The 13,207-nt window shown below is 62.0% G+C and carries 12 protein-coding genes; 6 read left to right on the forward strand and 6 right to left on the reverse strand.

Translation table 11 applies throughout. The features are described 5' to 3' along the window. Nucleotides 1-54: 54 nt before the first annotated feature. Both PC358_RS00305 and PC358_RS00310 read right to left on the reverse strand, forming a co-directional pair. Nucleotides 55-495, reverse strand: a complete 441-nt coding sequence (locus PC358_RS00305; RefSeq protein WP_033696728.1) for an NUDIX hydrolase — start codon at nt 493-495, stop codon at nt 55-57. Nucleotides 496-647: 152 nt separating this feature from the next. Continuing rightward, nucleotides 648-2,873: an NADP-dependent isocitrate dehydrogenase gene (locus PC358_RS00310; RefSeq protein WP_033696729.1), complete on the reverse strand. Its 2,226-nt coding sequence runs from the start codon at nt 2,871-2,873 to the stop codon at nt 648-650. A 414-nt stretch (nt 2,874-3,287) separates the two neighbouring features. Between PC358_RS00310 and icd the strand changes: the two genes are divergently transcribed. Beyond that, on the forward strand, nt 3,288-4,544 hold the full coding sequence (icd, locus tag PC358_RS00315; RefSeq protein WP_033696730.1) for an NADP-dependent isocitrate dehydrogenase: 1,257 nt from the start codon (nt 3,288-3,290) through the stop codon (nt 4,542-4,544). 69 nt (nt 4,545-4,613) lie between these two features. On the opposite strand, the gene cspD is transcribed toward icd, so the two are convergent. Beyond that, complete coding sequence (gene cspD, locus PC358_RS00320; RefSeq protein ID WP_033696731.1) at nt 4,614-4,874, reverse strand: cold shock domain-containing protein CspD; 261 nt, start codon at nt 4,872-4,874, stop codon at nt 4,614-4,616. Nucleotides 4,875-5,104: 230 nt separating this feature from the next. Between cspD and clpS the strand changes: the two genes are divergently transcribed. Together clpS and clpA are read left to right on the forward strand one after the other, a co-directional pair. Then, nucleotides 5,105-5,467, forward strand: coding sequence for an ATP-dependent Clp protease adapter ClpS (clpS, locus tag PC358_RS00325; protein WP_003251220.1), 363 nt, complete (start codon nt 5,105-5,107; stop codon nt 5,465-5,467). Nucleotides 5,468-5,497: 30 nt separating this feature from the next. After that, complete coding sequence (gene clpA / locus PC358_RS00330; protein ID WP_033696733.1) at nt 5,498-7,768, forward strand: ATP-dependent Clp protease ATP-binding subunit ClpA; 2,271 nt, start codon at nt 5,498-5,500, stop codon at nt 7,766-7,768. 155 nt (nt 7,769-7,923) lie between these two features. On the opposite strand, the gene infA is transcribed toward clpA, so the two are convergent. The 3 genes from infA to aat all read right to left on the reverse strand — a co-directional run bounded on the left by infA (nt 7,924) and on the right by aat (nt 9,690). Continuing rightward, on the reverse strand, nt 7,924-8,142 hold the full coding sequence (gene infA, locus PC358_RS00335) for a translation initiation factor IF-1 (protein WP_002553999.1): 219 nt from the start codon (nt 8,140-8,142) through the stop codon (nt 7,924-7,926). Nucleotides 8,143-8,244: 102 nt separating this feature from the next. Continuing rightward, a complete protein-coding gene (locus PC358_RS00340) occupies nt 8,245-8,952 on the reverse strand; it encodes an arginyltransferase (protein ID WP_033696734.1) in 708 nt (235 codons plus the stop codon). 57 nt (nt 8,953-9,009) lie between these two features. After that, complete coding sequence (gene aat, locus PC358_RS00345) at nt 9,010-9,690, reverse strand: leucyl/phenylalanyl-tRNA--protein transferase (RefSeq protein WP_033696736.1); 681 nt, start codon at nt 9,688-9,690, stop codon at nt 9,010-9,012. Between aat and PC358_RS27635 the strand changes: the two genes are divergently transcribed. From PC358_RS27635 to lolA, 3 genes are all read left to right on the forward strand, one after another. Continuing rightward, nucleotides 9,683-9,916 carry a hypothetical protein gene (locus PC358_RS27635; RefSeq protein ID WP_143500745.1) on the forward strand — a complete coding sequence of 78 codons (234 nt, stop codon included), beginning with the start codon at nt 9,683-9,685 and terminating at the stop codon, nt 9,914-9,916. The two genes, aat and PC358_RS27635, sit on opposite strands and share 8 nt — an antisense overlap. 87 nt (nt 9,917-10,003) lie before the next feature. After that, nucleotides 10,004-12,520 carry a DNA translocase FtsK gene (locus tag PC358_RS00350; RefSeq protein WP_371856424.1) on the forward strand — a complete coding sequence of 839 codons (2,517 nt, stop codon included), beginning with the start codon at nt 10,004-10,006 and terminating at the stop codon, nt 12,518-12,520. 61 nt (nt 12,521-12,581) lie between these two features. Beyond that, nucleotides 12,582-13,205 carry an outer membrane lipoprotein periplasmic chaperone LolA gene (gene lolA / locus PC358_RS00355; RefSeq protein ID WP_033696739.1) on the forward strand — a complete coding sequence of 208 codons (624 nt, stop codon included), beginning with the start codon at nt 12,582-12,584 and terminating at the stop codon, nt 13,203-13,205. Nucleotides 13,206-13,207: the final 2 nt, after the last annotated feature.

The following is a 13,207-nucleotide window of genomic DNA, read 5'->3' on the forward strand; positions in this document are numbered from 1 at the left end:
CCGATGTGTATCAGAGGGGAAAAACGCCGATTCTATCAAACCCGAGGCCGCGCGTCAGTCGCGCAGCAGGGCGAGGCTGTGCAGCGGGCCGGCCAGGTAATCGTCGAGGCAGCGCGCCACCAGCTCGCTGCGCCAGCGGCTAGGGTCGGCGAGCAGCTCGTCGCGGGTCAGCCAGACGGCGCGGACGATGTCGCTGTCCAGCCCCAGGTCGGCGTGATGGCGCACCGGGCGTGCGGCGAAGCAGATGCGCTGGTAGGTCACGCCATTGCTGGGTGCGGTGTACAGGTAGATGCCGACCACGCCGGTCAGTTCGACTTCCCAGGCGGTTTCTTCGAGGGTTTCGCGCAGGGCGGCCTGGGGCAGGGTTTCGTTGGGTTCCAGGTGGCCAGCGGGCTGGTTGAAGACATGCTGGCCAGCTTTGAACTCTTCGACGAAGAGGAATTTGCCCTCATGCTCGACGACGGTGGCGACGGTGATATGGGGTTGCCAAGACACGGTCGATTCTCTCCCTAAGTAGCAAGTTTCAAGCTGCAAGCCACAAGTCGAAGCAGTACGCGGGCTGCTTTGACTTGTGGCTTGCAGCTTGCGGCTAAAAAGCACAAACCCCGGTGCGTGGCCGGGGTTTGCGGTGTTACATCAAGCGAACCTTACAGAGCGGCAATGGCGCTGTTGAAGGTCTGGCTTGGGCGCATTACCTTGGCGGTCAGCTCGGCATCCGTGGCGTAGTAGCCACCGATGTCGGCCGGCTTGCCCTGAACGGCGTTGAGCTCGGCGACGATGGTCGCTTCGTTCTCGGCCAGGGTTTTAGCCAGCGGGGCGAAGCGCGCCTGCAGGGCGGCGTCGTCAGTCTGGGCGGCCAGGGCTTCGGCCCAGTACAGGGTCAGGTAGAAGTGGCTGCCGCGGTTGTCGATACCACCGACTTTGCGCGAAGGCGACTTGTTGGTGTCGAGGAACTTGCCGGTGGCTTGGTCCAGGGTGTTGGCCAGGACCTTGGCACGCGGGTTGTCGTAGGTGTTGCCCAGGTGCTCCAGGGAAGCGGCCAGGGCCAGGAACTCACCCAGCGAGTCCCAACGCAGGAAGTTCTCTTCGACCAACTGCTGCACGTGCTTGGGTGCCGAACCGCCAGCGCCGGTTTCGAACAGACCGCCGCCGTTCATCAGCGGCACGATCGACAGCATCTTGGCGCTGGTGCCCAGCTCCATGATCGGGAACAGGTCGGTCAGGTAGTCGCGCAGCACGTTGCCGGTCACCGAGATGGTGTCCTTGCCTTCGCGGATGCGGGCCAGGGAGAACTTGATGGCGTCGACCGGTGCCAGGATACGGATGTCCAGGCCGGTGGTGTCGTGATCCTTCAGGTACTGCTGCACCTTCTCGATCATCACGCCGTCGTGGGCGCGCGCCGGGTCCAGCCAGAACACCGCCGGGGTGTTGCTCAGGCGGGCACGGTTGACGGCCAGCTTGACCCAGTCCTGGATCGGCGCGTCCTTGGTCTGGCACATGCGGAAGATGTCACCCGCTTCGACGTTCTGCTGCAGCACGACCTGGCCTTTGCCATCGACCACACGCACCACGCCATCGGCCTGGATCTGGAAGGTCTTGTCGTGGGAGCCGTACTCTTCGGCTTTCTGCGCCATCAGGCCGACGTTCGGTACGCTGCCCATGGTGGTCGGGTCGAAGGCGCCGTTGGCCTTGCAGTCTTCGATGGTGGCCTGATAGATGCCGGCGTAGCAGCGGTCCGGGATGATCGCCTTGGCGTCCTGCAGCTCACCAGCGGTGTTCCACATCTTGCCCGAGTCACGGATCATGGCCGGCATCGAGGCGTCGACGATGACGTCGCTCGGCACGTGCAGGTTGGTGATGCCTTTGTCGGAGTTGACCATGGCCAGGGCCGGGCGAACGGCGTACAGGGCCTGGATGTCGGCTTCGATCTCGGCCTGCTTGTCAGCTGGCAGGTCCTTGATGCGGGCGTACAGGTCGCCGATGCCGTTGTTGGCGTTGAAGCCCACTTCAGCCAGTGCGGCGGCGTGCTTGGCCAGCACGTCGTTGTAGAACGCTTCGACGATGACGCCGAACATGATCGGGTCGGAGACCTTCATCATGGTGGCTTTCAGGTGCACCGACAGCAGCACGCCAGAGGCCTTGGCATCGGCGATCTGCTCGGCGATGAAGGCTTGCAGGGCCTTGCGGCTCATGGTGGCGCAGTCGACGATCTCGGCAGCTTTGACCGCAGTCTTGGCTTTCAGAACGGTGGTGGTGCCGTCTTTGCCGACCAGCTCGATGCGCAGGCTGTCGTCAGCCTCGATCAGCGCGGCCTTTTCGCTGCCGTAGAAGTCGCCTTGGGTCATGTGGGCAACGTGCGACTGCGAGTCGGCAGCCCAGGCGCCCATCTTGTGCGGGTGCTTGCGTGCGTAATTCTTGACCGACAGCGGGGCGCGGCGGTCGGAGTTGCCTTCGCGCAGCACTGGGTTGACGGCGCTGCCCTTGATGCGGTCGTAGCGGGCGCGGGATTCTTTCTCGGCCTCGGTGGACGGCTCGTCGGCGTAGTCGGGGATGTTGAAGCCTTTGCCTTGCAGTTCCTTGATCGCGGCCTTGAGCTGCGGTACCGAGGCGCTGATGTTTGGCAGCTTGATGATGTTGGCTTCAGGCGTGGTAGCCAGTTGGCCCAGTTCCGCCAAGTGATCGCCTACTTGCTTCTCGGCGCCCAGTTGCTCCGGGAAAGCCGCGAGGATACGGCCAGCCAGGGAAATGTCGCGAGTTTCGACGGCGATGTCGGCCGAGGCGGTGAACGCTTCGACAATCGGCAGCAGCGAGTAGGTGGCGAGGGCAGGGGCTTCGTCGGTGAAGGTATAGATGATCTTGGAACGGGTGGGCATGCGGTTTAACTCTCTATGTGCTGAGCGTACTCGAGTCTCGAGGTGCGCAGGGTAGGCGCTTCGCCCTGGCGACGCCATGAGCGGAAAGTCGAGAGGCTGCGAGCGGTGATGGTGGATGCATCAGTCGAGCGTCAAGTGCTGAACTGCGGTAACAGCCCAGGCTTCGTGGCCGTTCTTGGCCAAGGGCGAGCCGCATTTTCCAAGGGTTCGCCCCGATGACCCTACGGTCGCGGCGCAGTATATCAAACCAATCGGGCTATTCAGCAAGGCGAAGTGACATCGGCGCCATTTATAAGACCAAAGACGTAGGGGCAATGTGGCGCGTTGTCGCAGCGCTTGCAGGTCAGCAGATGTGGTTTAGGCTCAGTGGATCGCACGATGTCCAATCACACCCGAAAGCGGAGTAGTGCAAGCATGGGATACCAGAAAATCAAGGTTCCGACCGACGGCACCAAGATCACCGTCAATGCAGACCATTCGCTCAATGTGCCCGACAACCCCATCATTCCCTATATCGAAGGCGACGGGATCGGCGTCGATGTCTCCCCGGTGATGATCAAAGTGGTGGATGCTGCCGTACAGAAAGCCTACGGCGGCAAGCGCAAGATTGCCTGGATGGAGGTGTACGCGGGCGAGAAGGCCACGCAGGTCTATGACCAGGACACCTGGCTGCCGCAGGAAACCCTCGATGCGGTGCGTGAGTACGTGGTGTCGATCAAGGGCCCGCTGACCACACCGGTCGGCGGTGGCATCCGCTCACTCAACGTTGCCTTGCGCCAGCAGCTTGACCTGTACGTGTGCCTGCGCCCGGTGGTGTGGTTCCAGGGCGTGCCGAGCCCGGTGAAGAAGCCTGGCGATGTCGATATGGTGATCTTCCGTGAGAACTCCGAAGACATTTATGCGGGCATCGAATGGAAGGCCGGCTCGCCCGAGGCGAACAAGGTGATCAAGTTCCTCAAGGAGGAAATGGGCGTCACCAAGATCCGCTTCGACCAGGACTGCGGCATCGGCGTCAAGCCCGTCTCCAGGGAGGGCACCAAACGCCTGGTGCGCAAGGCGTTGCAATACGTGGTGGACAACGACCGCGAATCGCTCACGCTGGTGCACAAGGGCAACATCATGAAGTTCACCGAAGGCGCCTTCAAGGACTGGGGTTACGAGGTGGCCCGTGATGAGTTTGGCGCCGAGCTGCTCGACGGCGGCCCCTGGATGAAGTTCAACAACCCCAAGACCGGTCGCGAGGTCATCGTCAAGGATGCCATCGCCGACGCCATGCTCCAGCAGATCCTGCTGCGCCCGGCCGAGTACGATGTGATCGCCACCCTCAACCTCAACGGTGACTACCTGTCTGACGCCTTGGCGGCGGAAGTGGGCGGTATCGGCATCGCGCCGGGCGCCAACCTGTCCGACACCGTGGCCATGTTCGAAGCTACCCACGGCACCGCGCCCAAGTATGCCGGGCAGGACAAGGTCAACCCGGGCTCGGTGATTCTGTCGGCAGAGATGATGCTGCGCCACATGGGCTGGACCGAGGCGGCTGACCTGATCATCAAGGGCACCAACGGCGCGATTGCCGCCAAGACCGTGACCTACGACTTCGAGCGCCTGATGGAAGGGGCGAAGCTGGTGGGCAGTTCAGGCTTTGGCGATGAGATGATCAAGCATATGTGAGGCAAGAGAAAACCGGTCGCCTGGCTAAAGAGGCGACCGGTTTTTTCGTATACCGACACGGAGCAGGGTTCAGGCTCTGGCGGTTTCGCTCGCGGTCTGGCTTTGGGCCTTGGCAGCCGCAGCGGTAACGGCGTCCATTATCTTGACCGCGTGCAGGCCTTTGGGGCCCTGGATGATTTCGAATTCCACGGCCTGGCCAGCCTTGAGCGTCTTGTATCCGTCCATCTGGATGGCCGAGTAATGAGCGAACAGGTCATCGGATTTACCATCCTCGTTGATGAATCCGTAGCCCTTGGCATTGTTGAACCACTTGACTTTACCGCTTGCCATCCCTATGTCCCTCTGCAAAGGACTCCATCACTGGAGTATCATCCACTTCATCCGCATACGAACCATGCGAAAAATCTGGTTGACTGCGCGGATCTTTATCGACCACGGTGGGTTCTTATTGGTTGTAACACCGTTTTGCCGATAGTCAAGGTCAGGCGGCGCGTGCGCCGTAGGCGAACTTTGCGCTCAACCGACAACTTTAACCTGTCGATCATGATGAAATTCTTTCCATGCATGCACCTAGTGAGATTCGACTAACATTCAATCAGGATCGCCCGCAATCGAATGAGGACGACGGCTCAGGTCTTGCTGTCCAGGAAGCCAAGCCGATCCTGCAGGCGCCACCGATGTACAAGGTGGTTTTGTTCAACGATGACTACACACCGATGGATTTCGTCGTCGAAGTGCTCGAGACGTTCTTCAGTCTGAACCGCGAGCTGGCGACCAAGATCATGCTGACCGTCCATACCGAGGGGCGGGCAGTGTGCGGATTGTTTACCCGTGACATCGCCGAAACAAAGGCCATGCAGGTCAACCAATACGCCAGGGAAAGCCAGCATCCGCTACTCTGTGAAATCGAGAAGGACGGTTAATCGCCGACCACTTGGGTATGAGGTGAAGCTATGTTAAACCGCGAGCTCGAAGTCACCCTCAATCTGGCCTTCAAGGAGGCTCGTTCGAAACGTCATGAATTCATGACCGTCGAACATCTGCTGCTGGCACTCCTTGACAACGAGGCTGCCGCGACCGTTCTGCGCGCCTGTGGCGCCAATCTCGACAAACTCAAGCACGACCTGCAAGAGTTCATCGATTCCACCACGCCCCTGATTCCGGTCAACGATGAAGACCGCGAGACCCAGCCAACCCTGGGCTTCCAGCGTGTGCTGCAGCGTGCCGTGTTCCATGTGCAAAGCTCCGGCAAGCGCGAAGTGACCGGCGCCAACGTGCTGGTGGCGATCTTCAGCGAACAGGAAAGCCAGGCCGTGTTCCTGCTCAAGCAGCAGAGCGTGGCCCGGATCGATGTGGTCAACTACATCGCCCATGGCATTTCCAAGGTGCCGGGCCATGGCCCGAACACTGAAGGCGACCAGGAAATGCAGGACGAGGACGGTGGCGAAACGTCATCGTCGAGCAACCCGCTGGATGCTTACGCCAGCAACCTGAACGAGCTGGCCCGCGCCGGGCGCATCGACCCGCTGGTCGGGCGCGAGCAGGAGGTCGAGCGCGTCGCGCAGATTCTGGCGCGTCGGCGCAAGAACAACCCGCTGCTGGTGGGTGAGGCCGGGGTGGGCAAAACTGCCATTGCCGAAGGCCTGGCCAAGCGTATCGTCGACGGTCAGGTGCCTGACCTGCTGGCCCAGAGCGTGGTGTACTCCCTCGACCTGGGTGCGCTGCTGGCCGGCACCAAGTACCGTGGCGACTTCGAGAAGCGTTTCAAGGCGCTGCTCGGCGAACTGCGCAAACGCCCGCAGGCGATCCTGTTCATCGATGAGATCCACACCATCATCGGTGCCGGTGCGGCGTCTGGTGGGGTCATGGATGCATCCAACCTGCTCAAGCCGCTGCTGTCGTCTGGCGACATTCGCTGCATTGGCTCGACTACCTTCCAAGAGTTTCGCGGCATCTTCGAGAAGGACCGTGCCCTGGCGCGACGCTTCCAGAAGGTCGATGTCAGCGAGCCTTCGGTGGAAGACACCGTTGGCATCCTGCGCGGGCTCAAGGGCCGGTTCGAGAGCCATCACAACATCGAGTACAGCGACGAAGCCCTGCGCGCCGCCGCCGAGCTGGCCTCGCGCTACATCAATGACCGGCACATGCCGGACAAGGCCATCGACGTGATCGACGAGGCGGGTGCCTACCAGCGCCTGCAGCCAGAGGCGAACCGGGTCAAACGCATCGACGTGCCGCAAGTTGAAGACATCGTCGCCAAGATTGCACGGATTCCGCCGAAGCATGTCAGCAGCTCCGACAAGGAACTGTTGCGTAACCTGGAGCGTGACCTGAAGCTGACCGTGTTCGGGCAGGACCCTGCCATCGACTCGCTGTCGACCGCGATCAAGCTGTCCCGTGCCGGGCTCAAGGCGCCCGACAAGCCGGTCGGCTCGTTCCTGTTCGCCGGGCCTACCGGTGTCGGCAAGACCGAAGCGGCGCGGCAGCTGGCCAAGGCGCTGGGCGTGGAGCTGGTGCGCTTCGACATGTCCGAGTACATGGAGCGGCATACCGTTTCGCGCCTGATCGGTGCTCCGCCCGGTTATGTCGGGTTCGACCAGGGTGGCCTGTTGACCGAGGCAATCACCAAGCAGCCGCATTGCGTCCTGCTGCTGGACGAAATCGAGAAGGCGCACCCGGAAGTCTTCAACCTGCTGCTGCAAGTGATGGACCACGGTACGCTGACCGACAACAACGGGCGCAAGGCGGACTTCCGTAACGTGATCCTGATCATGACCACCAACGCCGGGGCTGAAACCGCGGCGCGGGCATCGATCGGGTTTACCCATCAGGACCATGCGTCCGATGCCATGGAGGTCATCCGCAAGAGCTTCACGCCGGAGTTCCGCAACCGTCTGGACACCATCATCCAGTTTGGCCGCCTGAGCCACGAGACGATCAAGAGCATCGTCGACAAGTTCCTCATCGAGCTGCAGGCCCAGCTGGAAGACAAGCGTGTGCTGCTGGAAGTCAGTGATGACGCCCGCGGCTGGCTGGCGGCCTCGGGCTACGATGTGCAGATGGGCGCGCGGCCAATGGCGCGGCTGATCCAGGACAAGATCAAACGGCCACTGGCCGAGGAGATCCTGTTTGGCGAGCTGGCCGAGCATGGTGGCGTGGTGCACGTCGACCTGCGCGATGGCGAACTGGTGTTCGACTTCGAGACCACGGCTGAGGTGGCGTGACAGTGGGGCCGCTATGCGGCCCTTTCTCGCCGTACCTACAGGTTTCCGCGATCCTGTAGGAGCGGCCTTGCGTCGCGAAAGGAGGGCAAAGCCCTCCCAGTTCTTCAACCCAAAAAAAAGCCCGGCACATGGCCGGGCTTTTTCATGGCTTGGGCTTAGCGCGCACGGTAAGTGATGCGGCCTTTGCTCAGGTCGTAAGGTGTCAGTTCGACGCGGACCTTGTCGCCAGTGAGAATACGAATGTAGTTCTTGCGCATCTTTCCGGAGATGTGCGCGGTTACGACGTGCCCGTTTTCCAACTCCACGCGGAACATGGTGTTGGGCAGGGTGTCGACGACAGTACCTTCCATTTCGAAGCTGTCTTCTTTCGACATGCAGTTGAGCCCTCGGTGTCCAGTGTTGGCCCGACGCATAACCGCACCGGGCAAAAAAGTGGCGTGGATTATGCCGGAAAATAGTGTTTCAAGCCAATGCTTTCAGTTGAGGGTGACCCAGCGCTGGTTGATCAGCAGCTCGATGGGGCGATACTGCGTCTTGTAGTTCATCTTCTTGCAGTTCTTGATCCAGTAACCGAGGTAAACCGCCTCAAGATTCTGGCGCAGGGCTTCGGTGATCTGCCAGAGGATGGCGAAACGGCCCAGGCTGCGGCGCTCTTCATCGGGCTCGTAGAAGGTGTACACCGCCGACAGGCCGTTAGGCAGCAGGTCGCACACCGCCACCGCCAGCAGGCGCCCTGCCAGGCGGAACTCGTAGAACCAGCAGAACGGCAGGTCGCGCACCAGGAAGGTGGAGAACTGGTCGCGGCTGGGCGGGTACATGTCGCCGTCGGCGTGACGGGTCTCGATGTAGCGCCGGTACAGGTCGAAGTACTCTTCCTTGAATGCCGGGCGTGCCGCGGTCACGGTCAGGTCGGCGTTGCGCTTGAGGATGCGGCGCTGCTGGCGGTTGGGGATGAAGCGCGCCGTCGGAATGCGCGCCGGCACGCAGGCATTGCAGTTTTGGCAGTGGGGGCGGTAAAGGTGGTCGCCGCTGCGCCGAAAACCCATTTCAGACAGGTCGGCATAGACGTTCACGTCCATCGGCTGGCTGGGGTCGAGAAACAGCGTGGTGGCCTGCTCCTCGGGCAGGTAGCTGCAGGAGTGGGGCTGAGTGGCATAGAACTTCAACCGCGCCAACTCTGTCATGATCAACCCCTTCGGTGAGACTTTGCCTTTAAGTGTAAGCCAGCTCTGGGAACTCGCCTAGGGAACCCAGGTGGCGCTGTTGGGCTGGTCGAGGTAGCGCGCGAGGTACCCGGCGAACTCGGCGCGGCTGATGGCGCGGGCGCCAAGGCTGTGCAGGTGGTTGGTCGGCATCTGGCAGTCGATCAGGACAAAACCGGCCTGGCGCAGGTGCGTGACCAGCGTGACGAAGCCGACCTTGGAGGCATTGTCGGTACGGCTGAACATCGACTCGCCGAAGAACAGGCGGCCCATGGCCAGGCCGTACAGGCCGCCGACCAGCTCACCGTCCTGGCGCACTTCCACTGAATGGGCATGGCCGCGACGGTGCAGCTCGCAGTAGGCGGCGCGCATGGTGTCGGTGATCCAGGTGCCGTCGGCATAGTCGCGGGGTGCGGCGCAGGCGGCGATCACGGCGGCGAAGTCGGTGTCGAAGGTGACCTGGTAGTGGCCCTGGCGGATGAACTTGGCCAGCGAGCGCGAGACGTGCAGCTCATCTGGCAACAGCACCGTGCGGGGGTTGGGTGACCACCAGAGGATCGGCTGGCCCTCCTGGTACCAAGGGAAGCAGCCATGGCGGTAGGCCTGCACCAGGCGTTCGGGGCTCAGGTCGCCGCCGGCGGCGAGCAGGCCGTTGGGTTCATGCAGGGCCTTTTCCAGGGGCGGGAAGGTCAGCGAGTCGCGGGTCAGCCAGGTGAGCATGGTCTATTGTGCGGTGGGGGAGGGGAGCGGCCAGCATGGCGCGGCTGAAAAGCAGGGTCAATCGCTGTCGTTCATTCGCCAAGGTACGGGCAACCGTTTAGGTAATTTCCTGCACATTCATGAGGCCACAGGCACCATCCGGGACATTTGCTGTCATACCTGTGCAAAAACACAGCATAAGCCTTTGTCACAAAAGAAAATGCATGCTCAAATTGCAGCTAAGTGAAAGTAGCCCCCTCAAGCCCATGTGCGGCGCGCCGTCATGGCGGCTGACGGGCAGTAATGTTAAAAGTAGTGGTTCATTGGCCATGCATTGGCCGATCACTATTGGACGCGCAGCACGCGCAGGAATAGACGCGTTTTGAAGAAATCCACCGCAACTCCAGCTCCCTTGCCAGTGCCCCTGTGGCGGCAGCAGCTGCACTATCGCCTGAAGGAAGGTGCGTTGATCGCCGTCGGCGCCATGTGCCTGTACCTGTGGATGGCGCTGCTGACCTACGACACGTCCGACCCTGGCTTCAGCCACACCAGCAACGTCGACCAGGTGCAGAACGCCGCCGGGCGAGCAGGGGCCTACTTCGCCGACATCCTGTTCATGGTGCTGGGCTATTTCGCCTACATCTTCCCGCTGCTGCTGGCGATCAAGACCTTGCAGATCTTCCGCGAACGCCACCAGGCCTGGGAATGGAGCGGCTGGCTGTTCTCCTGGCGGCTCATCGGGCTGGTGTTCCTGGTGCTGTCGGGCGCGGCCCTGGCGCATATCCATTTCCACCCGCCGGCGAGCATACCGTTCTCTGCCGGGGGCGCCCTGGGCGAAAGCCTGGGCGAGCTGGCGCGCAACCTGCTGAACGTGCAGGGCAGCACGCTGATGTTCATTGCCTTGTTCCTGTTTGGCCTGACGGTGTTCACCGACCTGTCCTGGTTCAAGGTGATGGACCTTACCGGCAAGATCACCCTTGACCTGTTCGAACTGGTGCAAGGCGCCGCCAACCGCTGGTGGGAAGCCCGCAACGAGCGCAAGCGCCTGGAGGCGCAGTTGCGCGAGGTCGATGAACCTGACTTCGGCGTGGCGCCCATGGTGGCCCAGAAGCGCGACCCGGCCAAGCCACAGCTGCGCGAGCGCAGCGTCGAGCGTGACGATGTGCCCGCCCGGCCTGTAGCCGCGCCGCCTGCTGCGCCGCGTGAACCCGTGGTGGCGCGTGAGGCCGTTGTGCCCCGCGAGCAACCTGCGGCCCCGGTAATCGTCCCGCCCGCGCCGGCCAAGGCGCCGGAACCGAGCAAGCGGGTGATGAAGGAGAAGCAGGCGCCGCTGTTCGTCGACAGCGCCGTGGAAGGCACGTTGCCGTCCATTTCCATCCTCGACCCGGCCGAGCAGAAGAAGATCGAGTATTCGCCAGAATCCCTGGCCGGCGTCGGCCAGCTGCTGGAAATCAAGCTCAAGGAATTCGGCGTGGAAGTCTCGGTGGACTCCATCCACCCAGGCCCGGTCATTACCCGTTACGAGATCCAGCCAGCGGCCGGGGTAAAGGTCAGCCGTATCGCCAACCTGGCCAAAGACCTGGCGCGCTCACTGGCAGTGACCAGCGTACGGGTGGTCGAGGTGATCCCGGGCAAAACCACTGTGGGTATCGAGATCCCCAACGAAAACCGGCAGATGGTGCGCTTCTCCGAAGTGCTGTCGTCGCCGCTGTTCGACGAATCCAAATCACCGGTCGCGCTGGCCCTGGGCCACGACATCGGCGGCAAGCCGGTCATCACCGACCTGGCCAAGATGCCGCACCTGCTGGTCGCCGGTACCACTGGCTCCGGTAAGTCGGTGGGTGTGAACGCGATGATCCTGTCGATCCTGTTCAAGTCCGGGCCCGAAGATGCGCGGCTGATCATGATCGACCCGAAGATGCTCGAACTGTCGATCTACGAAGGCATCCCGCACCTGCTGTGCCCGGTGGTCACCGACATGAAGGATGCCGCCAACGCGCTGCGCTGGAGCGTTGCCGAGATGGAGCGGCGTTACAAACTGATGGCCGCCATGGGTGTGCGTAACCTGGCCGGCTTCAACCGCAAGATCAAGGATGCCCAGGAAGCCGGCGAGGTCATTCACGACCCGCTGTACCGCCGCGAGAGCATGGACGACGAGCCGCCAGCACTGAAGACCCTGCCGACCATCGTGGTAGTGGTGGACGAGTTTGCCGACATGATGATGATCGTCGGCAAGAAGGTCGAAGAGCTGATCGCGCGTATCGCCCAGAAGGCGCGGGCTGCCGGTATTCACCTGATCCTCGCCACCCAGCGTCCGTCGGTTGACGTGATCACTGGCCTGATCAAGGCCAACATCCCGACCCGCATGGCGTTCCAGGTGTCGAGCAAGATCGACTCGCGCACCATCATCGACCAAGGCGGTGCCGAGCAGTTGCTTGGCCACGGTGACATGCTGTACATGCCACCGGGCACCAGCCTGCCGATTCGCGTGCATGGCGCGTTCGTTTCCGACGACGAAGTGCACCGCACGGTGGAGGCCTGGAAGCTACGTGGCGCGCCGGACTACAACGACGACATCCTCAACGGCGTCGAAGAGGCTGGCAGCGGCTTCGAAGGCGGTGGTGGTGGCGGTGACGGCGACGATTCGGAAAGCGATGCGCTGTATGATGAGGCGGTGCAATTCGTGCTAGAAAGCCGTCGAGCCTCCATTTCGGCGGTGCAGCGCAAGCTGAAGATCGGCTACAACCGCGCCGCACGCATGATCGAGGCGATGGAGATGGCCGGTGTGGTCACCCCCATGAACAGCAACGGCTCGCGGGAAGTGATTGCCCCAGGCGGCCCGCGCGATTGATGAACACATTGCCGGGCGCCTCGAGGGCGCCTGGTTCATAGACTGCCCTACGAGGATTTCCATGCGCGCGATTCGCATGCTGTTGGTTTCTGCCCTGGCCATGGGCTCTGTGTCGGCCCACGCCGGCGAGCTGGACGTAAAGCGCCTGACCCAGTTGCTGGAAAAGTCGCAAACCATCGATGCCAAGTTCTCTCAACTGACGTTGGGTGCCGATGGCACCAGCCTGCAGGAAACTGCCGGGCAGATGACCGTGAAGCGCCCGGGCCTGTTCTACTGGCATACCGATGCCCCGCAGGAGCAGGTAGTGGTGTCCGATGGCAAGATGGTCACCCTGTGGGACCCGGACCTGGAACAGGCCACCATCAAGAAGCTTGATGTGCGCCTGAACCAGACCCCGGCGTTGTTGCTGTCCGGTGACGTGTCGAAGATCAGCCAGAGCTTCGATATCGACTCCAAGGAGCAGGGCGAAGTGATGGACTTCACCTTGAAGCCGAAAACCAAGGACACCCTGTTCGACTCGCTGCGTGTTTCGTTCCGCAAGGGCCTGATCAATGACATGCAACTGATCGACAGCGTCGGCCAGCGCACCAACATCCTGTTCACCGGGGTGAAGGCCAACCAGGCGGTGCCGGACAGCAAGTTCAAGTTCGATGTCCCGAAAGGCGCGGACATCATCCAGGAGTAAGC

Origin of the sequence: Pseudomonas capeferrum, assembly GCF_000731675.1 — a bacterium.
In the GTDB taxonomy this organism is placed as follows: Bacteria; Pseudomonadota; Gammaproteobacteria; order Pseudomonadales; family Pseudomonadaceae; genus Aquipseudomonas; species Aquipseudomonas capeferrum.

Bases quoted from the DNA above. Each gene is read 5' to 3' on its own strand.
- PC358_RS00340 (WP_033696734.1), bottom strand. From the start codon at position 8,952: ATGACAGAGTTGGCGCGGTTGAAGTTCTATGCCACTCAGCCCCACTCC.
- icd (WP_033696730.1), top strand. From the start codon at position 3,288: ATGGGATACCAGAAAATCAAGGTTCCGACCGACGGCACCAAGATCACC.
- aat (WP_033696736.1), bottom strand. From the start codon at position 9,690: ATGCTCACCTGGCTGACCCGCGACTCGCTGACCTTCCCGCCCCTGGAA.
- infA (WP_002553999.1), bottom strand. From the start codon at position 8,142: ATGTCGAAAGAAGACAGCTTCGAAATGGAAGGTACTGTCGTCGACACC.
- cspD (WP_033696731.1), bottom strand. From the start codon at position 4,874: ATGGCAAGCGGTAAAGTCAAGTGGTTCAACAATGCCAAGGGCTACGGA.
- clpS (WP_003251220.1), top strand. From the start codon at position 5,105: ATGCATGCACCTAGTGAGATTCGACTAACATTCAATCAGGATCGCCCG.
- PC358_RS00310 (WP_033696729.1), bottom strand. From the start codon at position 2,873: ATGCCCACCCGTTCCAAGATCATCTATACCTTCACCGACGAAGCCCCT.
- clpA (WP_033696733.1), top strand. From the start codon at position 5,498: ATGTTAAACCGCGAGCTCGAAGTCACCCTCAATCTGGCCTTCAAGGAG.
- lolA (WP_033696739.1), top strand. From the start codon at position 12,582: ATGCGCGCGATTCGCATGCTGTTGGTTTCTGCCCTGGCCATGGGCTCT.